The sequence below is a fragment of the Curvibacter delicatus NBRC 14919 genome, from assembly GCF_001592265.1.
In the GTDB taxonomy this organism is placed as follows: Bacteria; Pseudomonadota; Gammaproteobacteria; order Burkholderiales; family Burkholderiaceae_C; genus Hylemonella; species Hylemonella delicata.
Genome location: NZ_BCWP01000001.1, coordinates 233,056 through 255,184 on the forward strand (window position 1 = coordinate 233,056; position 22,129 = coordinate 255,184).

20 protein-coding genes are annotated in these 22,129 nt (G+C 62.4%); 16 read left to right on the forward strand and 4 right to left on the reverse strand.

What is annotated here, in order from left to right:
* The first annotated feature begins 108 nt into the window (after positions 1 to 108).
* Genes CDE01S_RS01130 through CDE01S_RS01145 form a run of 4 tightly spaced genes read left to right on the forward strand, consistent with a single transcriptional unit; the run spans position 109 to position 4,037 of the window.
* On the forward strand, positions 109 to 666 hold the full coding sequence (locus tag CDE01S_RS01130) for a DUF3305 domain-containing protein (RefSeq protein ID WP_066702398.1): 558 nt from the start codon (positions 109 to 111) through the stop codon (positions 664 to 666).
* Complete coding sequence (locus CDE01S_RS01135; protein ID WP_066702401.1) at positions 659 to 1,306, forward strand: DUF3306 domain-containing protein; 648 nt, start codon at positions 659 to 661, stop codon at positions 1,304 to 1,306. Before CDE01S_RS01130 ends, CDE01S_RS01135 begins: the two co-directional genes overlap by 8 nt.
* Positions 1,278 to 3,365, forward strand: a complete 2,088-nt coding sequence (locus tag CDE01S_RS01140) for a 4Fe-4S binding protein (RefSeq protein ID WP_157077002.1) — start codon at positions 1,278 to 1,280, stop codon at positions 3,363 to 3,365. The genes CDE01S_RS01135 and CDE01S_RS01140 overlap by 29 nt, the downstream gene beginning before the upstream one ends.
* Before the next feature lie 33 nt (positions 3,366 to 3,398).
* Positions 3,399 to 4,037: a TorD/DmsD family molecular chaperone gene (locus CDE01S_RS01145; protein WP_066702404.1), complete on the forward strand. Its 639-nt coding sequence runs from the start codon at positions 3,399 to 3,401 to the stop codon at positions 4,035 to 4,037.
* 14 nt (positions 4,038 to 4,051) lie between these two features.
* Here the strand turns inward: CDE01S_RS01145 and CDE01S_RS01150 are convergent, their stop codons facing one another.
* Entirely contained in the window at positions 4,052 to 6,166 is a 2,115-nt protein-coding gene (locus tag CDE01S_RS01150; protein WP_245636069.1) for a sensor histidine kinase, read from the reverse strand.
* Positions 6,163 to 7,560, reverse strand: a complete 1,398-nt coding sequence (locus tag CDE01S_RS01155) for a sigma-54-dependent transcriptional regulator (RefSeq protein ID WP_066702408.1) — start codon at positions 7,558 to 7,560, stop codon at positions 6,163 to 6,165. The genes CDE01S_RS01150 and CDE01S_RS01155 overlap by 4 nt, the downstream gene beginning before the upstream one ends.
* A gap of 419 nt (positions 7,561 to 7,979) precedes the next feature.
* Between CDE01S_RS01155 and CDE01S_RS01160 the strand changes: the two genes are divergently transcribed.
* The 12 genes from CDE01S_RS01160 (at position 7,980) to CDE01S_RS01215 (ending at position 20,389) form a co-directional block, all read left to right on the forward strand.
* On the forward strand, positions 7,980 to 8,186 hold the full coding sequence (locus CDE01S_RS01160) for a formate dehydrogenase (RefSeq protein ID WP_066702411.1): 207 nt from the start codon (positions 7,980 to 7,982) through the stop codon (positions 8,184 to 8,186).
* A 21-nt stretch (positions 8,187 to 8,207) separates the two neighbouring features.
* Positions 8,208 to 11,165, forward strand: coding sequence for a formate dehydrogenase subunit alpha (locus CDE01S_RS01165; protein ID WP_066702414.1), 2,958 nt, complete (start codon positions 8,208 to 8,210; stop codon positions 11,163 to 11,165).
* 12 nt (positions 11,166 to 11,177) lie between these two features.
* The gene (gene fdh3B, locus CDE01S_RS01170) at positions 11,178 to 11,813 is read left to right on the forward strand and encodes a formate dehydrogenase FDH3 subunit beta (RefSeq protein WP_066702417.1); all 636 of its coding nucleotides are present in this window, start codon (positions 11,178 to 11,180) and stop codon (positions 11,811 to 11,813) included.
* Positions 11,810 to 12,031: a hypothetical protein gene (locus tag CDE01S_RS01175; RefSeq protein WP_066702420.1), complete on the forward strand. Its 222-nt coding sequence runs from the start codon at positions 11,810 to 11,812 to the stop codon at positions 12,029 to 12,031. The genes fdh3B and CDE01S_RS01175 overlap by 4 nt, the downstream gene beginning before the upstream one ends.
* 15 nt (positions 12,032 to 12,046) lie before the next feature.
* Positions 12,047 to 13,192: a formate dehydrogenase subunit gamma gene (locus tag CDE01S_RS01180; RefSeq protein ID WP_066702533.1), complete on the forward strand. Its 1,146-nt coding sequence runs from the start codon at positions 12,047 to 12,049 to the stop codon at positions 13,190 to 13,192.
* 19 nt (positions 13,193 to 13,211) lie between these two features.
* Complete coding sequence (locus CDE01S_RS01185) at positions 13,212 to 13,556, forward strand: hypothetical protein (protein ID WP_066702423.1); 345 nt, start codon at positions 13,212 to 13,214, stop codon at positions 13,554 to 13,556.
* 71 nt (positions 13,557 to 13,627) lie between these two features.
* Positions 13,628 to 14,485 (forward strand): formate dehydrogenase accessory sulfurtransferase FdhD, encoded by an 858-nt coding sequence (locus CDE01S_RS01190; protein WP_066702425.1) that lies wholly within the window; start codon positions 13,628 to 13,630, stop codon positions 14,483 to 14,485.
* Positions 14,486 to 14,833: 348 nt separating this feature from the next.
* Positions 14,834 to 15,259: a c-type cytochrome gene (locus CDE01S_RS01195; RefSeq protein WP_066702428.1), complete on the forward strand. Its 426-nt coding sequence runs from the start codon at positions 14,834 to 14,836 to the stop codon at positions 15,257 to 15,259.
* Between the two features lie 50 nt (positions 15,260 to 15,309).
* On the forward strand, positions 15,310 to 16,737 hold the full coding sequence (locus CDE01S_RS01200; protein ID WP_066702431.1) for a cbb3-type cytochrome c oxidase subunit I: 1,428 nt from the start codon (positions 15,310 to 15,312) through the stop codon (positions 16,735 to 16,737).
* 19 nt (positions 16,738 to 16,756) lie between these two features.
* Positions 16,757 to 17,596, forward strand: a complete 840-nt coding sequence (locus CDE01S_RS01205; RefSeq protein ID WP_066702435.1) for a CbbQ/NirQ/NorQ/GpvN family protein — start codon at positions 16,757 to 16,759, stop codon at positions 17,594 to 17,596.
* 115 nt (positions 17,597 to 17,711) lie between these two features.
* Positions 17,712 to 18,566 (forward strand): 4Fe-4S binding protein, encoded by an 855-nt coding sequence (locus CDE01S_RS01210; RefSeq protein WP_245636070.1) that lies wholly within the window; start codon positions 17,712 to 17,714, stop codon positions 18,564 to 18,566.
* A gap of 74 nt (positions 18,567 to 18,640) precedes the next feature.
* Positions 18,641 to 20,389, forward strand: a complete 1,749-nt coding sequence (locus CDE01S_RS01215; RefSeq protein WP_245636071.1) for a nitric oxide reductase activation protein NorD — start codon at positions 18,641 to 18,643, stop codon at positions 20,387 to 20,389.
* Between the two features lie 15 nt (positions 20,390 to 20,404).
* Here CDE01S_RS01215 and CDE01S_RS01220 read toward each other — a convergent pair whose 3' ends face one another.
* Positions 20,405 to 21,754, reverse strand: coding sequence for a cytochrome D1 domain-containing protein (locus CDE01S_RS01220; RefSeq protein ID WP_084382619.1), 1,350 nt, complete (start codon positions 21,752 to 21,754; stop codon positions 20,405 to 20,407).
* On the reverse strand, positions 21,751 to 22,056 hold the full coding sequence (locus CDE01S_RS01225) for a c-type cytochrome (RefSeq protein WP_066702459.1): 306 nt from the start codon (positions 22,054 to 22,056) through the stop codon (positions 21,751 to 21,753). Before CDE01S_RS01225 ends, CDE01S_RS01220 begins: the two co-directional genes overlap by 4 nt.
* Positions 22,057 to 22,129 lie beyond the last annotated feature (73 nt).

A 22,129-nucleotide genomic window follows, 5' to 3' on the forward strand; every position in this document is an offset into this window, starting at 1 on the left:
CAGCGCAGCTGGCCCCCCCCCCAGCGGGGGAGTCGGCCGCGCGCCACCAAGGGGGCGAAACAGGATGGTTATGCAGGGCTTTGCCTATCCTGTACAGTGGCGCCTGTCATGAATACACACAACCCTGCCCTCGATGTCGCCGTGGTGATGCGCAAGGAGCGCGTCGAAGGTGCCATGAGCCGTTGGCAGCCCTGGCGTTGGGTCTTGGACGAAGTGATCGCCAACCAAGCCAGCTTCGGCGACCAGCCCACCCTGCTGCACAAGGCGGATGGTGAGGAGCGCTGGTTGCACCCCGGTTTCACCGTGGCCTTGTTCAAGGACGATGCCGAGGGCTACTACCTCAACGCGACCACGCCGGCCCCTGGCTGGTTTGTGCACTGGCGCATGGAAGAGGAAGCCACCGTGGCCGACGAACCGATGGCCCGGCCGCTGGAGGTGTCCCTGAGTTACCACGACGCAGGTCGCTGGCTCGATGCGCAGGAAATGGTGGAACAGGTGCCTGTCGCGCCCGACGTTGTGGCGTGGATGCTCGCATTCGCACGCGAGCACTACGTGGAGGAGCCGAAGCGGCGCAAGCGGCCTGAAAGCTTCAAGCCGCTGACGGACCGTTTCGGCAACCCGGCTTCTGTCAGCGCCGAAAAGAAATTCAGAGGCGGCCATGACTGACGGTTTTCTGGGCCGCTGGTCGCGCCGCAAGCAGGATGTGCGCGAAGGCCGGCGCCTGGAGGAAGAGCCCCAGGCATTAAAAGAACCGCTGGCCACTCCTCCTGCCCCGGCGCCAGCCGTTGTGGTGCCGCCTGCCGGCACGTCGCCACAGACAACCCCAGTGGTGGAAGCCGCCGCGCCGCCACCAACTCTGGAAGAGGCGCAGGCACTGCATCCGCAGTCCGACTTCACGCGTTTCGTGGCCAGCGATGTCGATCCGCAGGTGCGCAATGCCGCGATGAAAAAATTGTTCGCCGACCCGCATTTCAATGTGATGGACGGGCTGGACATCTACATCGACGACTATTCCAAGCCAGACCCGCTGCCGCTGTCCATGTTGCGCAAGATGGCCAGTGCCCAGTTTCTCCATCTGGTGGAGCCGGAAGAGAAAGCGCCAACTGCGCCAGCACCTTCCAGTCCTGCGGTGCCGGCATCTGCCGCCATGGCAGAAGATACCGCCAGCGCGCCACAACAACACCCCACAGACCAGCCTGCTGGTCTGAACGATATCAGCCAGGTCCCGTTGTCCGCCGCCGGGCAGACCGCGGGTTCCCAGCTAACCCCAGAAGATCATGCCGACACTGATTTGCGACTGCAATAAGACCATGCCGCTGGAGCCCAAGGCTCTGGGGGCTGTACTGAATGAAACGCTGACGCTGCATTCCACCCTGTGCCGCCGGGAAGCCGGCGCCTTCGAGCAGGCCTTGGCCCAGGGCGACGACGTCGTGGTGGCCTGTACCCAGGAAAGCCGCCTGTTCGGCGAGATCGCGGCGCAAACCCCCAGTGCTGCGGGTGTGCCGATCCGTTTTGTCAATCTTCGCGAGACCGGTGGCTGGAGCAAGGACGCAGCCAAGGCCACGCCGAAAATGGCGGCCTTGCTGGCGGCCGCGCACTTGCCCGATCCGGAGCCGGTGCCTACCGTCACCTACAAGAGTGCAGGCCGCTTGCTCATCATCGGCGCGCTGGATGCCGCCGAGCGCGCAGCCGAGCTGCTGGCCGATACCCTGGATGTGACGATCTTCAGCCTCGGCGCTGGCCAGGAGGGTGGCCTGCAGGAGCGCCGCTACCCGGTGCTGACCGGAAAGATCGGTACTTTGACCGGGTGGCTCGGCGCCTTCGAGTTGACGTGGCAACGCAACAACCCGATCGACCTGGACCTGTGCACGCGTTGCAATGCCTGCATTGCAGCCTGTCCGGAGGGTGCAATCGGTTTCGACTATCAAATTGATAGCGCCTCGTGCAGATCACACAGGGCTTGCGTCAAGGTTTGCGGTGTGGCTGGTGCCATCGACTTCAGCCGGGAGCCGCAAGACAGCAGCGAGAGCTTTGACCTGGTGCTGGACTTGCGTGCTACGCCAGCGTTCACGCAGCACGCCAAGCCGCAGGGCTATTTCATGTGGGACGGGCAGGATGCCCGGGCGCTGATCGAACTGCGCGGCCTGGTGGGGGAGTTCGAGAAACCGAAGTTTTTCGTCTACAAGCAGAAGCTCTGTGCCCACAGCCGCAACGAGAAGACCGGCTGCAATGCCTGCATCGATGTCTGCTCGGCCTCGGCCATCAGCTCCGAGCGCGAACGCCAGCAGATCAAGGTCAATCCCAACCTGTGTGTTGGTTGCGGCGCCTGCACCACGGTCTGCCCCAGCGGAGCCCTGAGTTTTGCCTACCCGCGTGCCAGTGACCAGGGCGTCAAAATCAAGACGCTGCTGTCCACCTACGTCCGTGCCGGCGGCAAGCAGCCGGCCCTGCTGCTGCACAGCCAGGACGCCGGTGCGCGCCTGATCGGCGACCTGGGGCGTGCTGCCCGCATCGACCCGGCCACCCGCGGCATACCGGCACGCGTGCTGCCGGTGCCGGTGTGGCATACCGCCTCGCTCGGTCTGGATGTCTGGCTGTCGGCCGTGGCCCATGGCGCCAGCAATGTCTGGGTGCTGATGACTGGCGAGGAAGCGCCGCAGTACCTGGAGGCCGTGCGTGCGCAGATGGATGTGGCCCAAGCCATCCTGAACGGGCTGGGTTATCAGGGGGAGCATTTCCGCATCCTGCACGCGCGCGATGCACGCGATCTGGCCGCACTCGATGCCGACTTGCAGGCACCGGCCGCACAAGGTGTGGCCAAGGTGGCAGGTTTTGCGGTGCAAGCCGACAAGCGCGCCACGCTGGAGCTGGCGCTCGATCATCTGGTCGAGCAGGCAGCGCAGCAGCCCGAAGTCATTGCGCTGCCGGCGCAGGGTTCGCCCCTGGGGGCTTTGGGCATCAACAAGGACGCATGCACCCTGTGTCTGAGTTGTGTCAACGCCTGTCCGGCCAGCGCGCTGCAGGACAACCCGCAGTCGCCGCAGCTCAAGTTCATCGAGAAGAACTGTGTGCAGTGCGGCTTGTGCGTCAAGACCTGCCCGGAAAAAGCGCTCTCTCTCATTCCGCAGCTGCGTCTCACGCCTGCGCGCAAGGAGGCGGTGGTGCTCAACGAAATGCAGCCCTATGCCTGCGTGCGCTGTGGCAAGCCTTTCGGCACACTCAAGGCCATTGAAGCCATGCTCGGCAAGCTGGCCGGCCATGCCATGTTTCAGGGGGCGGCCTTGGAGCGGCTCAAGATGTGTGGTGATTGCCGCGTGATCGACCTCTACACCGACCCGAACGAAACCCGCATCACCGATCTCTGATTGCCGAGCACTTGCACCCGACGAAATCTGCCCATGACTATTCGATCCGATTCCAACCCTGCTGCGCTCGCGCCGAGCCCGACGCTTGACGAGGAAACCGCGCGCGCCGAACTCTATGGCCTGCTGGCCATGCTGTACTACGCGCCAGCAGAACCTGAGTTGCTGTCGCAGTTGCGTGTGGCGGCGACGGAAGCCCCCGCGGCCGGCGGTTTTCTGGAGGAACCCTGGCGCGGTCTGGTGGCGGCAGCCCGCGCGCTGGATGATGCGGCCATTCGCCAGGAGTACGACGCCCTGTTCGGCGGTGTTGGCAAGCCCGAGGTCTACCTCTTTGGTTCCCATTACCTGAGCGGCTTTCTGAATGAAAAACCGTTGGCCAAGCTGCGCGACACTTTGGCGGCACTCGGCCTGGCGCGCGATGAGACGATGCCGGAAACCGAGGATCACATTGCCTACCTGTGCGAGGTGATGCGTTACCTGATTGCTGGCGATGACGTGGCGGTGGCGAACCTGACGCGCCAGCGCGAGTTCTTCGCCGAACACCTGCAACCCTGGATCAGCCAGTTGTGCGATGCCCTTGCCCAGCACCCCAAGGCGCGCTTTTATGCCGCGCTGGCCGAATTCACACGCGCTTTCTTCAGCGTGGAGATGCAGGGCTTCGACATGCTGGCTTGAGCCGCAGGAAGCGTTCAGGCGCGGCGAGGCTCCATGCTGGCCGCAGGCGTTTCGGGTGACAGCGGCTCGCTCAGCAGCCAGACGCGGAAGGTGGCGCCTTGCACGCCATCGCCGAGTTCTTCTCGGTTCAGACCTTCGATGCTGCCGCCGTAGCGTTCCACCAGCCCCACACTGATCCACAGCCCCAGGCCGTTGCCATCGTTCTTGGTGGTGAAAAAGGGGCGGAACAGGCGCTCGCGCACTTTCGGGCTCAGGCCTGGCCCGGTATCGCTGATCTCGATCAGTACGCCGGTGCGGCCATCCGCGGCCAGCTCGCTGCGATTGCGTGTGCGCAGCCGCAGCCGGCCGCCGCCCGGCATGGCCTGGATCGCATTGATCAGCAGGTTGATCACGATCTGCTGCAATTCCTGCCGGTTGATGCCGGCCCATGCCGTGGCCTGCAGGTCGCGCTCGACCTCGATGTGGGTGTGTGCCAGCAGGTGGGCCACCAGCACCAGTGAATCCTCCAGGGCACGGTTCACGTCCACGGCTTCGACGTAGCCGGCGTATTCGGTGGGGCGCGCGTACTGCAGCAGTTGGGTCACGATCAGCCGCATGCGGTCAATCTGCTGGTCCAGCAGTTGCAGCTCGGCGTTGACCGGGGCGGCTTGCGAGCCCAGGGTCTCACGCATCAGGTCGAGATTGCCCTGGATGACGGCAATCGGGTTGTTGATTTCATGCGCCACGCTCGCGGTGAGCTGGCCGATGGCCGCCAGTTTTTCTGACTTGACGAGCTGCTGCTGTGCCTGCTGCAGTGAAGCGTTGCTCTGTGCCAGTTCGCGTGTGCGCTCGTTCACCTTGGCGTCGAGTTCGTCGGCCCAGCGCTGCAAGGCGCGCGTCTTGTCGTCAATGACGTCGAGCAACTGGTCGAAGTGGCTGGCCAGGGCGCCGATTTCATCACGTGCCGCCACCGGGCCGACGCGTGCGCTGGTCTCGCCGTCTTCGACGCGTTGCATGGTCTGGTTCATCTGTTCCAGCGGGCGGAAGATGCTGCGCGCCCAGCGCACCGAGAACAGCGCCGCCAGCACCATGACAACCAGGAAGATGCCCACGATCAGCGCCAGCATGCCGTACTTGACGTAGCGAAACGGCTGCTCCAGGTAGCCCACATACAGCATGCCGACGCGCTCGCCACGCCCGTCAAGCAGCGGTTCGTAGGCCGAGATGTACCAGTCGTTCACCACAAAGGCGCGGTCGAGCCAGGTTTCGCCGTTGCCCAGCACGGCATTGCGCACTGCTTGCGACACCCGTGTGCCGATGGCGCGCTGGTCCTGGAACAGGCGGACGTTGGTGGTGATGCGCACATCGTCCATGAACAGCGTGGCCGTGCCGTGGCTGTCAAAGGGCAGCGAGCCATCCGGGTAGACGATGCGGTTGATGTAGTCGATCAAGGGCAGGTTCTGGTTGAGCAGCACACCGCCGCGCAGCAGCGCCTGGATGTTGCCGTCCGAGCCGTAGACCGGTGTGGTGGAGAGCATGACCAGGGCGCGATCTTCAATGTTGCGTGTCGTGGGCACTGCGCCGCGGGTCGCGATCAGCGGGATGTGCAGGCGTTCAGCCAGATGCGGCGCCAGTGCCAGCAGTTCATCCGCTTCAAGCCGGGCCAGGCTGGCCTGGCCGGTGCCTGTCGGGCTGATGGCGGCGGTGTCGCGGGCTGGCCGGTGCACGGCGGCGGGTGTTGTCTGCGCCGTGAGCCAGTCCGCCGTGATCAGCTGGCCATCCGGTTGGTAGAGGTTGATGAAGTCGAAGCCGAGGCGGGTGCGTTCGCGTGCCAGCAGTCCCTGCAGGGCCGACAGGTCATGGCGGGTCAGCGCCTGGTACAAGGCATGGGAAGCACCGACACCTTGCGTGCCCGATCCCACTTCTCCCAGCACTTGTTCGAAGTAGCCGCGTGCCACGGCCAGGTCGCTGCGCACCTTGGTGATGAGCAGGCGGTCGTAGGCGGCATTGCCCCAGATGACGAGTGCTGCGACCAGCAGCGGCAGCACCACCAGCAGCGGCAGCAGCGCCATGGCCAGCAGTTTGTTGCGAATTGAGCTGCTGATCCAGCGCGGTGTCCGCCAAGCCCGCAGGACAGCGGCAGGCTTCACGACAAGGCCCACTCGGCGCAGCGGCGTTCCAGCGTACGGCGCGAGATGCCCAGCAACTGGGCAGCCTGGGTCTTGTCACCTTGCACCGAATCGAGGATGGTGCGGATGTGCTGCTTTTCCAGGGTATGCAGATCAGTGGTGGCCGGTGCCGTGGCGTGACGGCCAGCCGTTCCGGCCTCTGGTTTGTCCATCGAATAAAGCGCCGAGACATTGAGCGAACCCAGGATGAGGGAGCGCTCGATCAGGTTGCGCAGTTCGCGGGCATTGCCTGGCCAGTCGTACTGCAGCAGATAGGCCATCTCGGCCGGTGTGATCTCCAACGGGCTTGCACCCAGGGCAGGGGCGAGCTGGGTCATGAAATGTTGCACCAGGTCCGGAATATCTTCCTTGTGTTCTCGCAGCGGCGGCAATGTGATTTCCACCACCTGCAAGCGGTAATACAGGTCTTTGCGGAAGCGCCCGGCGGCCACTTCTTCCTGCAGTGAGCGGTTGGTGGCGGCAATGATGCGGACATCCACCGGCAACAACTGCTCGCTGCCCAGTGGACGGATCTTCAGGTCTTCAAGTGCGCGCAGCAGTGTGGCCTGCAGCGCCAGCGGCAATTCGGCCACCTCATCCAGGAACAAGGTGCCACCCTGGGCGTAGTAGAACAGCCCGTCGCGCGCCTTGGTGGCGCCGGTGAAGGCACCTTTGGCGTGGCCGAAGAGTTCGCGCTCGATCAGCTCAGGAGACATGGAGGCGCAATTGACCGGTACGAAAGGGCCTTGCGCACGCGGGCTCTGCGCGTGCAGTGCGCGCGCCACCAGTTCCTTGCCGGTGCCCGATTCGCCTTGCAACAGCACGGTGCTGTTGACGGCAGCCACGCGCCGCAGGGTTTGTGCCAACTGGGTGATGGCAGGGGAATGCCCGACCAGGCCGTTGCTGGCGCACTGGCTGCTGGAGAGCGTATGACGCAGCACGAAATTCTCACGCGCCAGCCGGGCAGACTCATGGCAGTGCTGGACCGCATTGAGGATTTGCGGCATGCGAAAGGGTTTGAGGATGAAGTCGGAGGCGCCGGCGCGCAAGGCTTCGATGGCGGTGTCGAGGTCGGCAAAGGCGGTGATGAGGATCACCTGCCCCGAGAAACCCTGGTCGCGCAGTTCCTTGAGCCAGGCCACGCCGTTCAGGCCTGGCAGGGCGATGTCCAGGATGATGAGGTCGACATGGTGGTTGCGCAGTAGCGTGGCGCCATCTTCAGCGCTGCTGGCCTCCATGACGGACTGGCAACGCGGGGTCAGTGTCTTGACCAGGAAGTTGCGCATGCCGGGTTCGTCGTCAACCACCAGAACGGACCAGAACGGCCAGCTCTCGGTGGCCTTGCCATGTGCAGGAAAAATGGATGCGTGGGTCACGGTAGAAGCGATGGGCTGATGATGAATTCTATCGACGCACCTGACTCATTTAGTCGGGTAATGGGGTTTTTCGCACCTATGCAACATTGTTCTTGAGCGGGTCGGCTCTGCGAACAAAACGACAAGCTGGGTTGATTGTGACAACTTGTCTTGAAGTGCGCGACAGATTGGCGCTGCTCGATCGATTATTGCATTGCAGCATTGACGCAAGTCATTGATTTCCCTAGAGGGCTTCACGGGGCAGTGGTTTTGACGGACTCACAAGAATTTTTCTTAGCTTGGCCGAGCCAGCTCAGACCTGATGAACGTGCCTTGTCCTGAGGCTTGTGTGACTTGCTGAAACACTCGGGGATTGATACATTCGCACGAGCTTTGATATGCATTTCTGTTCCTAGGCAGAAATTTTCAGGAGACACAGCATGAGTCAATCCCCGGGCAAATTGTCGCGGCGCACCCTGTTTGCGGGCGCCGGTACCGCTGGTGCCGTGGCCACGGTCGCCAGTCTGATGCCGGCCGTGCAGCCGGTCGCACCGGTAGGACACGAACCCAAGGCCGCGCCAAGCAAAGGTGGCGGCTACAGCCTGACCGAGCACGTCAAGCGCTATTACAAGACGACCCTCATTTAACGCCGACTGCTGGAGAGTCCCATGCTATTGACCAAAAAATCCACGGCCATCGATACGGCTGCCCGGTCGCCCTTCGTTCACAGCCTGCGTCGCGGCTTGGCCCAGGCCTTGCCGACCATGGACCGTCGTGCCTTCCTGCGTCGCTCCGGCCTCGGCCTGGGTGTCGGAATGGCAGCTTCGCAGCTCACCTTGGTGAAGAAAGCGCGTGCCGCCCAAGGTGTGGCGGTCGGCGATGGCAAGATCGAAGTGAAACGCACGGTCTGCACGCATTGCTCGGTGGGCTGTGCGGTGGATGCCGTGGTGGAAAACGGTGTCTGGGTGCGCCAGGAGGCGGTGTTCGACTCCCCGATCAACCTCGGCGCCCACTGCGCCAAGGGCGCGGCCTTGCGCGAGCACGGTCACGGCGAATTCCGTCTGCGCTATCCGATGAAGCTGGTCAACGGCAAGTACGAACGCATCGGTTGGGACCAGGCGCTCAATGAAATCAGCGCCAAGATGATGGAGCTGCGCAAGGCCAGCGGCCCGGACAGCGTGTACTTCATCGGATCCAGCAAGCACAACAACGAGCAGGCGTATCTGCTGCGCAAGTTCGTCAGCTTCTGGGGCTCCAACAACTGCGACCACCAGGCCCGTATCTGTCACTCCACCACGGTGGCCGGTGTGGCCAATACTTGGGGTTATGGCGCCATGACCAATTCGTACAACGACATGCAGAACAGCAAGGTCGCCCTGTACATCGGATCCAATGCGGCCGAGGCGCACCCGGTGAGCCTGTTGCACATGCTGCATGCCAAGGAAACCGGCTGCAAGATGATCGTGGTCGATCCGCGTTTCACCCGCACCGCGGCCAAGGCCGACGAGTACGTGCGCATCCGCTCCGGTACTGACATTCCTTTCCTGTTCGGCCTGCTGTACCACATCTTCAAGAACGGCTGGGAAGACAAGAAGTACATCAACGACCGTGTCTACGGCATGGACAAGGTCAAGGAAGACGTGCTGGCCAAGTGGGCACCTGCTGCCGTGGAAGAGGCCTGCGGCGTCAAGGAAGAGCAGATGTACAAGGTGGCCAAGATGCTGGCCGACAGCCGTCCGGGCACCATCGTCTGGTGCATGGGCCAGACCCAGCACACCATCGGCAATGCCATGGTGCGTGCGTCCTGCATTCTGCAGCTGGCGCTGGGCAATGTCGGCAAGACCGGCGGTGGTACCAACATTTTCCGCGGCCACGACAACGTGCAGGGTGCGACCGACGTCGGCCCCAACCCCGACTCGCTGCCCGGTTACTACGGTCTGGCCGAAGGTTCCTGGAAGCATTTCGCCAAGGTCTGGGGCGTGGACTTCGACTGGATCAAGGGCCGTTATGCCTCGCCGGCGATGATGGGCAAGAACGGCATCACCGTTTCGCGCTGGATCGACGGTGTGCTGGAGAAGAACGAGCTGATCGACCAGGATTCCAACCTGCGCGGCGTCTTCTACTGGGGCCATGCACCCAACTCGCAGACCCGCGGTCTGGAGATGAAGCGCGCCATGGATAAGCTGGACCTGCTGGTGGTGGTCGATCCCTACCCGTCGGCGACCGCCGCCATGGCGGCCATGCCCGGCAAGCCGGAAGACCTGAATCCGAACCGTGCGGTGTACCTGCTGCCGGCCGCCACCCAGTTCGAGACCAGCGGTTCCTGCACCGCTTCCAATCGCTCGATTCAGTGGCGCGAGAAAGTCATCGAGCCGCTGTGGGAGAGCCGCAGCGACCACATGATCATGCACCAGCTGGCCGAAAAACTCGGTTTCGCCAAGGAGCTGTCCAAGAATTACAAGATGCAGAAGGTCAAGGGCATGGACGAGCCCATGCCGGAAGACATCCTGCGTGAGATCAACCGTTCGGTCTGGACCATTGGCTACACCGGCCAGAGCCCGGAGCGGCTGAAGGCGCACATGAAGAACATGCACCTGTTCGACGTGAAGACGCTCAAGGCCAAGGGCGGCAAGGACAAGGAAACCGGCTACGACTTCACCGGTGACTACTTCGGCCTGCCCTGGCCCTGCTACGGCACGCCTGAACTCAAGCATCCGGGTTCACCCAACCTGTACGACACGTCCAAGCACGTGATGGATGGTGGCGGCAACTTCCGCGCCAACTTCGGTGTCGAGCGCGAAGGCAAGAGCCTGCTGGCCGAGGACGGTTCGCACTCGCTGGGTGCCGACATCACCACCGGATATCCGGAGTTCGACCATGTGCTGCTGAAGAAGCTGGGCTGGTGGGACGAGTTGACTGATGCCGAAAAAACCGCAGCCGAGGGCAAGAACTGGAAGACCGACGCGTCGGGCGGCATCATCCGCGTGACCATGAAGAACCATGGCTGCCATCCCTTCGGCAATGCCAAGGCGCGTGCCGTGGTGTGGAACTTCCCGGATCCGGTGCCACAGCACCGCGAGCCGCTCTACGGTACCAAGCCTGACCTGATGGCCAAGTACCCGACGCACGACGACAAGAAGGCCTTCTGGCGTCTGCCGACACTGTACAAGACCGTGCAGCAGAAGAACATTGCCGACAAGGTGCACGAGAAGTTCCCGCTCATCCTGTCCTCCGGCCGTCTGGTCGAGTACGAGGGCGGCGGCGAGGAAACCCGCTCCAACCCCTGGCTGGCCGAGTTGCAGCAGGAAGCTTTTGTCGAGATCAACCCGAAGGCGGCAGCCGACCGCGGCATCCGCAACGGCGACCGTGTCTGGCTGCTCAGCCCGACGGGTGCGCGGCTGAATGTGCAAGCGCTGGTGACCGAACGTGTCGGTCCCGACACCTGCTGGATGCCGTTCCACTTCTCCGGTCGCTGGCAAGGCGCCGATATGCTGGCCTACTACCCGAAGGGCGCGGCACCGGTGGTGCGCGGTGAGGCCGTCAACACGGCGACCACCTATGGCTACGACAGCGTGACCATGATGCAAGAAACCAAGACCACGATCTGCAATATCGAGAAAGCCTAAGGAGAAACACAAATGGCACGTATGAAATTTGTTTGTGACTCCGAGCGCTGTATCGAGTGCAACGGCTGCGTCACGGCCTGCAAGAATGAGCATGAGGTGCCGTGGGGTGTGAACCGCCGCCGTGTGGTCACGCTCAACGATGGTGTCCCCGGCGAGAAATCCATCTCGGTGGCCTGCATGCACTGCAGTGACGCACCCTGCATGGCCGTCTGCCCGGTGAACTGTTTCTACCGCACCGACGAAGGTGTGGTGCTGCACGACAAGGACATCTGTATCGGCTGCGGCTATTGCTCCTACGCCTGCCCCTTCGGGGCACCGCAGTTCCCTTCGCAGGGCACCTTCGGGGTACGCGGCAAGATGGACAAGTGCACCTTCTGTGCCGGCGGTCCGGAAGCCAATGGCAGCGAGGCCGAGTTCGAGAAATATGGTCGCAACCGCTTGGCCGAAGGCAAGCTGCCGGCCTGTGCCGAGATGTGCTCAACCAAGGCATTGCTGGCTGGTGACGGCGACATGGTGGCCGACATCTTCCGCAACCGCGTGCTGCAGCGTGGCAAGGGCGCCGAAGTCTGGGGCTGGGGCACTGCCTACGGTTCGCGTCAGGCGGGTCAGCCGGAAACCGCAGCACCTGCCAAAGGAGCGAAGTCATGAAAAACATCTTGATGCTGATTGCTGCCGTGGCTTTGCTGTCTGCCTGTGGCGAGAAGCCGCAGACGATCGGTGGCGCCAAGCAGGACGCCGCACCGTACAGCGGCACCGGCAAGCCTTTTGTCGATGCCGGCTGGAAGCCCGGTGACAAGGCCAGCTGGGAGTCGCACCTCAAGGCGCGCGGACAGAACAGCCAGAACGAATACACCAAGACCAACTGAGACGGGATGGCCCTCATGAAAAAAGCGCTTGCTGCTGTCCTGCTGATGGCTCTGGGCTGGGGCAACCTGGTCCTGGCGCAGGACAAACCCACGGCGCCTGCCGGAGCCGGCGGCATCCAGAGTCAGAACATCATGGATGTCAAGCCGGATGCCAGTTCGGATCCGGGCTACGCCCAGCAGACCAATGCCGAGCGGGCCAAGGTCCAGCCGGGCAACAATGCGCCCATGTGGCGCCAGGTCGGCTCCGGTGTTACTGGCTACAGCAGTCTGCCCAAAAGCCAGGCACCTGAGGCAGGCAACCTGATCCAGCCTTTTGTGCAGTACCCGGGCTCGATGTTCACCAATGCCGGCGAAGCCTGGCGCCAGGTGCGCAACAACTGGCTCATTCCCTACGGTGGCGCCTTGTTGCTGATTGTGCTGGGCGCGATTGGCGTGTTCTACTGGCGCAAAGGCACGTTGCAGTTGCATGGCACGCAAACCGGTCGAAAGATCGAGCGCTTTACGCCCTTCGAGCGTTCGGCGCACTGGGCCAACGCGATTGCCTTCACGATCCTTGCCGTCTCCGGCATCGTGATGGCTTTTGGCAAGTTCTTTCTGCACCCGGTCATCGGCGGCACGCTGTTCGGCTGGCTGACCTATGTGCTGAAGAATGCGCACAACTTTGCCGGCCCGGTGTTTGCCGTGTCACTGGTGGTGGTGATCATCACCTTCGTACGCGACAACCTGCCGCGCAAGGAAGACATCACCTGGCTCGTCAAGGGTGGCGGCCTGCTGGGCGAACACGAGATCCCTTCGCACCGTTTCAACGCTGGCGAGAAGGTGCTGTTCTGGGGCGGCGTGTTCCTGCTGGGCCTGGTCGTGGTCGGCTCGGGGCTGATGCTCGACAAGCTGATCCCGGGCCTGGTCTACGAGCGCAGCACCATGCAGCTTAGCCACATGATCCACGCCGTGGCCACCGTGCTGATGATGGCCATGTTCATGGGCCACATCTACATGGGCACGATCGGCATGGCCGGCGCCTACGACGCCATGAAGACCGGCTACGTCGACGAAACCTGGGCCAAGGAGCACCATGAGCTCTGGTACGACGACATCCAGGCCGGCAAGATTCCGGCCCAGCGCAGCGCCGAAGCGGCACCTGCTCCGACCGTTCAAGCCTAAGCACAAGAAAGAGGCTCACATGAAATCGATTGCTGTTTTTGTTCTGGGTGCTGCGCTGACCGTGTCGGCGCTGGCCAAGCTGCCCCCTTTGAATGACGAAGCCAAAGCCAAGGCGGCCGAAGCGGCAGCCAAGACGGCCCATGCCGGCAAGGTGGACAACTACCTGCTGTGCAAGTCGCAGGACAAGGTGGCGGCCCACTACCGCAAAGGCAACAAAGACGCCAAGGCCGCAGCAGCGACACCACCGTGCGCGGACCCTGGTCCTTTTGTCTACACCCCTGCTGGGGCGACGCCGACCGCCGCCGCACCTGCGCCCGCACCCGCTGCGCCGGTGGCTGCCGACAAGAAGAAAAAGAAGTCCTGACTTTTCGTCAGGCTTAGTGGTCATGGGCCCGGGCTGCACAGCCCCGGCCCTTTTTGTTGTAGTCTGCTGCCATGTCTTCATTTCCCCTGCCTCAGTTGACTCGCGCCAGCGCACCGCTGACCCGTGAGGTGTTGGCTGTCAATGAATTCGGCGAAGCCACCACGGTGTCCATTCCGGCAGAGCGGGCGCTCACTGTTTACGTGGACAAACGCGAGCTGGTGACGCTCATGACCCTGGGCGCCAACCCGGAACTGCTGGTGCTCGGTTTTCTGCGCAACCAGCGCCTGGTGCGCTCGGTGCAGGAGATCGAGTCCATCACCGTGGACTGGGAGGTTGGTGCCGCTGCGGTCAAAACGCACGAAGGCATCACCAACGTGGAGGAGCGCACCGCCAAGTGCGTGGTCACTACCGGCTGTGGCCAGGGCAGTGTGTTCGGCGACCTGATGGACGAGGTCGACAGTATCGTGTTGCCCGAGGCCACCCTGACGCAGGCGCAGTTGTACGGCGTTGTCAACGCCATCCGGCTGCAGGAGAGCACCTACAAGTCGGCTGGCTCGGTTCACGGTTGCGCGCTGTTCCGTGGCGAAGACATGTTGCTCTTTGTCGAAGACGTCGGCCGTCACAACGCCATCGACACCATTGCCGGCTGGATGTGGCTGCAGGATCCGGATTCGATGTCGGGGGCCGACAAGGTGTTCTACACCACGGGCCGCCTGACCAGCGAGATGGTGATCAAGTCAGCGCAGATGGGGGTGCCGATCGTGGTGTCTCGCAGCGGCATCACGCAGATGGGGCATGCGGTGGCCGAGCGCGTTGGCCTGTGCACCATCGGCCGGGCCACCAACAAACACTTCCTTTGTTACACCGGAGCAGAGCGGCTGCAGCTGCAGCCGGAGCTTGCCGGGACGAGACCGCGAGTGCTTGCCTAGGCCTCTCTCGGCCGCTTCGTCGAAAACGCCGCAAGACGACATGCCTGTGCGCTTGAGGTGCTGACGCGGCAAGAGCTCGACCCAGCCTGCCCTTCGTCATTCCTTGCGTCCCAATCGATGGACGTCAGGGCTGTCAGCGGGAACGTTCCCAAGATCGGTCCGCCGTGGCAGCGTACGGCCCCCAGATGAGGCCTGACCATGTTTGACCTCCTGGAACTGTCGTGCCCGCTTTTCTCCCAGGCCACTGCCGGGGATTGGATTAACCGTTTTTTTTGATGCAGATCAGATTGGTGGCCGACGAATCCTATAAGGTATATCCTGTATGCATCATTAATAGGAGGTGTCTCCATGAGCCAAGGCTTTACCAGTCAGATGGCGCGCAACATTTTTTACGGCGGCACGGCATTTTTTGTGCTGCTGTTTGCGGCGCTGATTTTTCATACGGAAAGCAAGATTCCGGAGCGCTCAAAGGCGGGCGATCTGAGTCCGGCGGTCGTACGCGGCAAACATTTGTGGGAAACACGCAATTGCATTGGGTGTCATACCTTGCTGGGTGAGGGTGCGTATTTCGCACCCGAGTTGGGTAATGTGTACCAACGGCGTGGCCCTGATTTCATCAAGGCCTGGATCAAGGCACAACCGACGCATGCGCCCGGTCGCCGGCAGATGCCACAGTTCAATTTCACGGAGGCTCAGCTTGACGATTTGGTGGAGTTCCTGAAGTGGACCAACGGCGTCAACACCGAAAAGTGGCCACCCAATATTGAAGGGTAGCAAGTTGTCCACGCGGCCACTCGACATCGACATTCCACGAGGAGAAATTCATGCCTAACGCAACCCTCAAATATTCATCACAGGCTGTCGCTAAACTGTATTTCATTGCGGCACTCGGCCTGTTCACTGGGCAGATCATTTTTGGACTCACCTTGGGTCTGCAGTATGTGATCGGTGATCTGTTCTTTCCCCTTATTCCGTTCAACATCGCGCGAATGGTGCATACCAACCTGCTCATTGTGTGGCTGCTGTTCGGTTTCATGGGGGCCGCCTATTACATGATTCCCGAAGAGAGCGAGACAGAGCTTTACAGCCCCTTGCTGGCCAAGGTGCTGTTCTGGGTGTTCCTGGTTGCCGGTGCCTTGACCATTCTGGGCTACCTGCTGGTGCCCTACGCCACTCTGGCCGAGATGACGGGGAACGACCTGCTAGCCACGATGGGGCGCGAGTTTCTGGAGCAACCCCTGCCAACCAAGCTTGGCATTGTGGTGGTGGCCCTGGGCTTTCTCTTTAACATTAGCATGACTGTGCTCAAGGGCCGCAAAACCTCCGTGTCCCTCGTGCTGCTGATGGGCTTGTGGGGTCTGGCCTTGATGTTCCTTTTCAGCTTCGTGAACCCCAGCAATCTGGTGCGCGACAAAATGTACTGGTGGTTCGTGGTGCACTTGTGGGTTGAGGGCACCTGGGAACTGATCATGGGGGCCATGCTGGCTTTCGTGCTGGTCAAGACAACCGGTGTGGACCGTGAGGTGATTGACAAATGGCTTTACGTCATCATCACCTTGGCGCTGGTGACGGGCATCTTGGGGACAGGGCACCATTTCTACTTCATCGGTCTGCCCGGCTATTGGCAGTGGGTGGGCAGCGTGTTCTCCGCCCTGGAGCCCATTCCCTTCTTTGCCATGACCATGTTTGCCTTCAATATGGTGCAGCGTCGCCGCCGTGAACATCCCAATCAAGCAGCGGTGTTGTGGGCTGTCGGTACTGCGGTGATCGGTTTCCTCGGGGCAGGCTTGTGGGGTTTCATCCACACACTGAGCCCGGTGAACTACTACACTCATGGCAGTCAGGTGACGGCAGCGCACGGCCATCTGGCCTTCTATGGGGCTTATGTGCTGGTGGTGATCGCCATGATCAGCTACGCCATGCCCATGTTGCGTGGGCGCCAGGCGAACCCGCGTCGCGCCCAATCGGTCGAGATGTGGAGTTTCTGGGTAATGAGCGTGAGCATGGGTGTGATGGTGCTGGCGTTGACGGGCGCCGGTGTTCTGCAGATCTGGCTGCAGCGCATGCCGACAACCGGTGCCATGTCGTTCATGGCGACGCAAGACCAGCTGGTTTTCTTCTACTGGATTCGTGTGGCCGGCGGTGTGGGCTTCCTGTTGGGCTTGTTGATGTACCTGAGCAGCTTCTTTGTGGGGGCAGCATCTCACGAGCAGACCGACACCGCAGCCAACATGCGCGTACGCCAAGCCTGAACCGTAGCGGGACGACACCATGAGACGCGTGGACAGTGTTGGCGTAACTGCAGCGGCCGAAACCAGTGGGGGAGGCTTGCCCCCTTTTTATGTAGCCCAGGGGAGTGAATGCGAGCTGTTCCAGCATTGCCATGAGAAAAGCCTGCCTCTGCTCATCAAAGGCCCGACAGGCTGCGGCAAGACGCGTTTCGTGGAGCACATGGCCGCGCGGTTGCGTCGCCCGCTGATCACGGTGTCGTGCCACGACGATCTGAGCGCCGCTGATCTGGTGGGGCGTCACCTCATCGGTCGGGCTGAAACGGTGTGGGCAGATGGTCCCTTGACACGTGCCGTGCGCGAGGGCGCCATCCTGTACTTGGACGAGGTGGTCGAGGCACGCAAAGACACGACAGTGGTTCTGCATCCGCTGGCAGACGACCGCCGGATTCTGCCGATTGAGCGAACCGGTGAACTCCTGGTAGCGCCGCCCGAGTTCATGCTGGTCATGTCCTACAACCCGGGTTATCAGAATCTGCTCAAGGGCCTCAAGCCCAGCACCCGGCAGCGTTTTGTTGCCCTTGCGCTGGACTACCCCAGTGCCGCGGTAGAGCAGGCCATCCTGGCGCAGGAGGGTGGGGCATCAGCGGCGCTGGCGACGCAACTCGTGCAACTGGCACAGGCCTTGCGTCGTTTGACGGAACATGACCTGGAAGAAACGGTGAGTACACGTCTGCTGGTCATGGCCGCGCGTCTGGTGGTGTCGGGCTTGGGCTTGCGTCCCGCGTGCCGCGCCGCGATTGTGGATACCCTGACGGACGACGCGGACACGGCCTCGGCCTTGGACGAGGTGGTCGCCGCGGTGGTGGGCGATGGCGACTGACAGCCCTGCTGTGGCCGTAGGTGTCAGCGGGATGCGCGATGCTGCCCGGGCGTTGCAGCGCCGACGCCGGAGATTCCAGCTGGCTTTTTTTGCACTGTTCCTCGTTGCGCCAGCATTGAACCTGTTGCGCTTCGATTTGTACGAAACGCAACTCTGGGTGCTTGGTTTTCGCTGGTCACTCGGGATTGAAGCCCTGACCCGGGGCGAGGCGACAGCCATGCAGACGGCGGCCTCCATCCTGGTACGCGGTTTTTTGCCAGCCATTGCCTTGGTGGTCACGTTTCTGCTGGTGGCTTACCGGTTCGGACGCCTGTATTGCGGCTGGTTGTGCCCTCATTTCTCACTGGTCGAGTTGCTCAACGATGTGTTGCACAGGGCCAGCGGCAAGCTGAGTTTGTGGGATACATCTCCCACGCCCCGCGGACAACGGCAGCCACAGGCGCACTGGTGGCCGGTGTATGTACTGCTCTGTGCCGTGATGGGATTTGTCTGGGCCATCACCTTACTGACCTACCTCTTGCCCCCTGCAGTGATCTGGGGCAATCTGGTGCATGGTTCGCTGACCGCGAATCAAGCCCGGTTTCTGGGTATCGGAACCTTGGTGTTCAGCCTCGAACTCTTGCTGGCCAGGCATCTGTTCTGTCGTTTTGGCTGTGCTGTCGGTTTGTTCCAGAGCTTGGCCTGGATGGCCAATCCCAAAGGCATGGTGGTTGCGTTTGCACGTGAACGTGCGCGCGAATGCCGAACCTGCGATGCACCGCATGGAAGCGCCTGCGACCATGCCTGCCCGATGCGCCTCAACCCACGGAACATCAAACGGATGATGTTTTCATGTGCCCAATGTGGTCAATGCCTCAGTGCCTGCGAGACATCCCAAGGTGCCCAGAATCGCAGCAGCAGCCTGGAGTGGGTTGTTGGCCTGGATGCCGTGCGTGAGACATTGCGGCAGCGCAAAGAGGATCGCCAGTAATGGAGGAGTGGGTCGGTTTATGGTGGCACCGAGCGGTCACGCGCGCGGCAGACCGTTCCCATGGGCAAAGTGCCGTGGCACTGGATGAGGTCAGGCGAAGCCTGCATCTGCTGTTCATGGCCGGTGGGGGAGCACCCTCGATACGCGTTGCCTCCTCGGCCGAGCGTCGACATGGCGGCCCGCGTGGCTGGTTGCAGCGGGTGGCAGGTAGCGGGCTGCGTGCAGCCCCGTCAACACTGGACACCCAGGTCCTGGCCTTGCCACCAGTGGTGGCCGTGTTTGACCAGCGCCAGCTCAACCGCGATTTGTACCTGTGGCTGGCGGCATTGGCGAGCGTTTATGAGCCCCGTGGTGACTGGATCGACGACAACCGTGTAGCGACGAGCCGTGCCTTGCAACGGTTTCCAGGCCTGCGCGCGCGGCACCAGCGTCTGGTCCAGGCGCATCTGGCGCAACGTCCCGCGCTGCAAGGCCTTCGGGGGCCCGCGGCCTTGTGGGAAGGCGCTGTCCAGGCGGCGCTACGTGCCATGGAGCATCCGCCCGTGCCGGTTGACGCGATCCAGGTGGCGCCGGTCTGTCTCTGGATCGAAGCACAAGCGACCGCCACCGCGTCCGATCAGACGAGTTCGGGGCCAGGGGGGCAGCGGCCAGACACCCCCATGCAGGTGCAAAGTGCCAAGCGACGCCAGACGAACCAAGTTGACACCCCCGATGAAAGCCATGCCTTCATCCTTCCTTCCAGGGTTGAGTCCATTCGCACCTGGGCCGAATACCTGCGCGTGAACCGTGCCACCGATGACGAGCCCGATGCGGATGCGCTTCCGGCGGCTGACGACATGGATGCACTGTCCATCGCAAAGGGTGACAAGACCACCGTCGCTCGTGTGAAATTCGATCTGGATCTTCCCAGCGCCCAGGCGGATGATCTGCCTTTGGGGCCAGGCCGCAAGACGCCGGAATGGGATTGGCGCCGAGGCATTCTGATACCGGACCATTGTTCATTGCAGTCGGTGGTGGCACGTCCCGGCGAGCGTTACAGCGCAGCCACTGCGTTGCAGGCCACGGCGCGCAAGATGCGCCGGCGTTTTGAAGTCCTGCGCGCCGCGCCCCGCTGGCAAACAGGACAAACACAGGGTGAGGCGGTGGATCTGGACGCGTGGGTGCGCTTTCATGCCGAAACGCAGGCAGGTCAACCGCATAGCGATTCCCCCTCCGTCTACGCCAGCCGCCGGCGCAACGGACGCAGCCTGGCCACGCTGTTGCTGGCCGACCTGTCCCTGTCCACCGATGCGTATGCCAACTCCCAGGCACGCGTGATTGATGTGATCCGCGATGCCTTGTATGTTTTTGGCGAAGCGCTGGCAGGCACGGGCGATGTCTATGAAATCCTGGGTTTCAGTTCCGTGCGGCGACAGCATGTCCGGATCCAGCACCTCAAGGGGTTTGATGAGCCGTGGAACGATACGGTGCGCTCCCGTGTTGGCGCCTTGAAGCCAGGTTATTACACCCGGATGGGGGCGGCGATTCGTGACGCCACGCGCCGCCTGAGTGCGCGGCCTGAGCATCAGCGTCTGTTGCTGGTGCTGACTGACGGGAAACCCAATGACTTGGATGTGTATGAAGGCCGTTACGGCTTGGAAGATACGCGCCATGCCGTGCAGGCTGCGCGTGATGCAGGGCTCACGCCTTTTTGCGTGACGATCGACAGCGAAGCCCATGCTTACTTGCCGCAGCTCTTCGGTCAGCACGGTTATGCCTGGGTACGTCGTCCGGAAGACTTGGTGAACCGCCTGACACAAGCCTGGGCAATCTTGACGTGCTGATTCAGTTCCGAGATTTCAGGGTGTTGCCTCGGGGCGAGCCCCCCACAGGAAATAGGCGGCCTCCATCGTTGGCAAAGACCGTTGCCACAGGGGGAGCAAAGAGCGGCTGTCCACCACCCGCACGCTGCCGGCCGCTCCCCGCGCGCTGAGCAGGGCGTGACGTCCGCCGGCACTGAACTGAACTGGCGTCCACGCGGCGCCTGATGCGTGCAGGGTGTGTGCCGTATGGCCATCGGTGGGATCCACCAGCAACAGGCTGTCCTGTGTTGTGGTGTCAGCCGCATGGCTGATCCAAAGCCAGGGCGTGGCAGCATGGGTTCGCACGCTGGCAACGCCGCACACCGGCCCCAGGCGCCGGGTATCGGTACGCCATTGACGGGCATCGAGCAGGAGCACGCAGCCGTCAGCTTCATTCACGAGCGCGACCCAGGGGGCGCCTTGCAGGGTGAATGTGTCACCTGCGGCGCGCCGGGGGCGTTGCGGCAAGGCCAGCGTGGTGATTCGCCTGCGGATGTCCAGATTGAGAATGTCCAGCTCATCCGCAGAAGGCTTGCCCGTTGGTGCCGTCAACAGTACATGACGCATGGCGGAATCTATCTGGATGAATTCCCGCGGTTGCGGCAAGGGCGTGCGACGCACGCCCAGAAAACCCGGGCTGGCAATGGCCTCGCCCATACGGTAGTCATGCACCAGGCCATCAAATATGGGTTCGGCACTGGGGCTGTACGAGATTTCCCACACCTCCGGCAATGACGTGAAAGTCAGCACAAAGCTGTTGCGCGCAGATGCCGTCACCACATGGTCCACGGCAGAGCTGAGGCCGCCCGACAAGGCCTGAGCCTTGTAATCCCGCACACGCGACAAGTCGGTATCCAGCAGCACGGCGGAGTGGGGTGCCGCATGCCCGGCCAGGAGCCAACGGCCATCGTGCGATAAGGCCAGGCCCTGCAGTGCCAGGCCCGTCCGTGTGCGCAGAGTGGCGCCCGACTGGAGGTCGAAACGGATCACCCAGCCGTCGCTGGCGGCCCAATAAAGCCAACGCCCGTCCGGGCTGGGCCGCGGTGCCCCTTGCAACGCCACAGGCAAACGGCAACGGCTGTAGGTGGTTCCCTGGGCAGCGTCAAGCAATAGCAGCTGTTGCCCTGCCGCCTGCACGACGGCGATTAGTGCGGCAGGGGGCTGCTGGTGAGGGAGACGTTCACACCAGTCTGGCTCCAGTCGGGGGGACTGGTCGGTATCACGCCAAGGGGTTTGTGCCAGCGTGACAGGCAGGGTGAGCAGGCCGGCGACCCACAAAAAAAAGGTGGGCCACAGCCCACCCGGTACAGGTCGTTGAAGCGACCCGCTCAACCGAAGTCCGTTCACGACTTGAGGATGAACTCAACCGATGCCTTCAGGTCGGCATCGTTAATCTTGTCGGGACCGTTCGGTGACATGGGAATGGGGCCAAAAGAACCTGACCCGCCCTTGCGGACTTTTTCCATCAGCTTGGCTACGGCATCCTGGCCTTTGTACTTGGCAGCAATGTCCTTGAATGAGGGGCCGACCAGTTTCTTGTCTTTGGCGTGGCAGGCCATGCAACCTGCCTTGTTCATGGCGTCTTCCGGTGCAGCCGCTTGTGCGCCGAAAGCCAGCGTCATGGCCGAAAGGATGAGGAGTGATTTCATGATGTTGGCTCCAATAGAGGGGCCTGCTGACCGCGCAGATGCCGCCTTGAGCCGGCTGCATCTGCGCGTCACA

Bases quoted from the DNA above. Each gene is read 5' to 3' on its own strand.
- CDE01S_RS01130 (WP_066702398.1), top strand. From the start codon at position 109: ATGAATACACACAACCCTGCCCTCGATGTCGCCGTGGTGATGCGCAAG.
- CDE01S_RS01135 (WP_066702401.1), top strand. From the start codon at position 659: ATGACTGACGGTTTTCTGGGCCGCTGGTCGCGCCGCAAGCAGGATGTG.
- CDE01S_RS01140 (WP_157077002.1), top strand. From the start codon at position 1,278: ATGCCGACACTGATTTGCGACTGCAATAAGACCATGCCGCTGGAGCCC.
- CDE01S_RS01145 (WP_066702404.1), top strand. From the start codon at position 3,399: ATGACTATTCGATCCGATTCCAACCCTGCTGCGCTCGCGCCGAGCCCG.
- CDE01S_RS01160 (WP_066702411.1), top strand. From the start codon at position 7,980: ATGAGTCAATCCCCGGGCAAATTGTCGCGGCGCACCCTGTTTGCGGGC.
- CDE01S_RS01165 (WP_066702414.1), top strand. From the start codon at position 8,208: ATGCTATTGACCAAAAAATCCACGGCCATCGATACGGCTGCCCGGTCG.
- fdh3B (WP_066702417.1), top strand. From the start codon at position 11,178: ATGGCACGTATGAAATTTGTTTGTGACTCCGAGCGCTGTATCGAGTGC.
- CDE01S_RS01175 (WP_066702420.1), top strand. From the start codon at position 11,810: ATGAAAAACATCTTGATGCTGATTGCTGCCGTGGCTTTGCTGTCTGCC.
- CDE01S_RS01180 (WP_066702533.1), top strand. From the start codon at position 12,047: ATGAAAAAAGCGCTTGCTGCTGTCCTGCTGATGGCTCTGGGCTGGGGC.
- CDE01S_RS01185 (WP_066702423.1), top strand. From the start codon at position 13,212: ATGAAATCGATTGCTGTTTTTGTTCTGGGTGCTGCGCTGACCGTGTCG.
- CDE01S_RS01190 (WP_066702425.1), top strand. From the start codon at position 13,628: ATGTCTTCATTTCCCCTGCCTCAGTTGACTCGCGCCAGCGCACCGCTG.
- CDE01S_RS01195 (WP_066702428.1), top strand. From the start codon at position 14,834: ATGAGCCAAGGCTTTACCAGTCAGATGGCGCGCAACATTTTTTACGGC.
- CDE01S_RS01200 (WP_066702431.1), top strand. From the start codon at position 15,310: ATGCCTAACGCAACCCTCAAATATTCATCACAGGCTGTCGCTAAACTG.
- CDE01S_RS01205 (WP_066702435.1), top strand. From the start codon at position 16,757: ATGAGACGCGTGGACAGTGTTGGCGTAACTGCAGCGGCCGAAACCAGT.
- CDE01S_RS01225 (WP_066702459.1), bottom strand. From the start codon at position 22,056: ATGAAATCACTCCTCATCCTTTCGGCCATGACGCTGGCTTTCGGCGCA.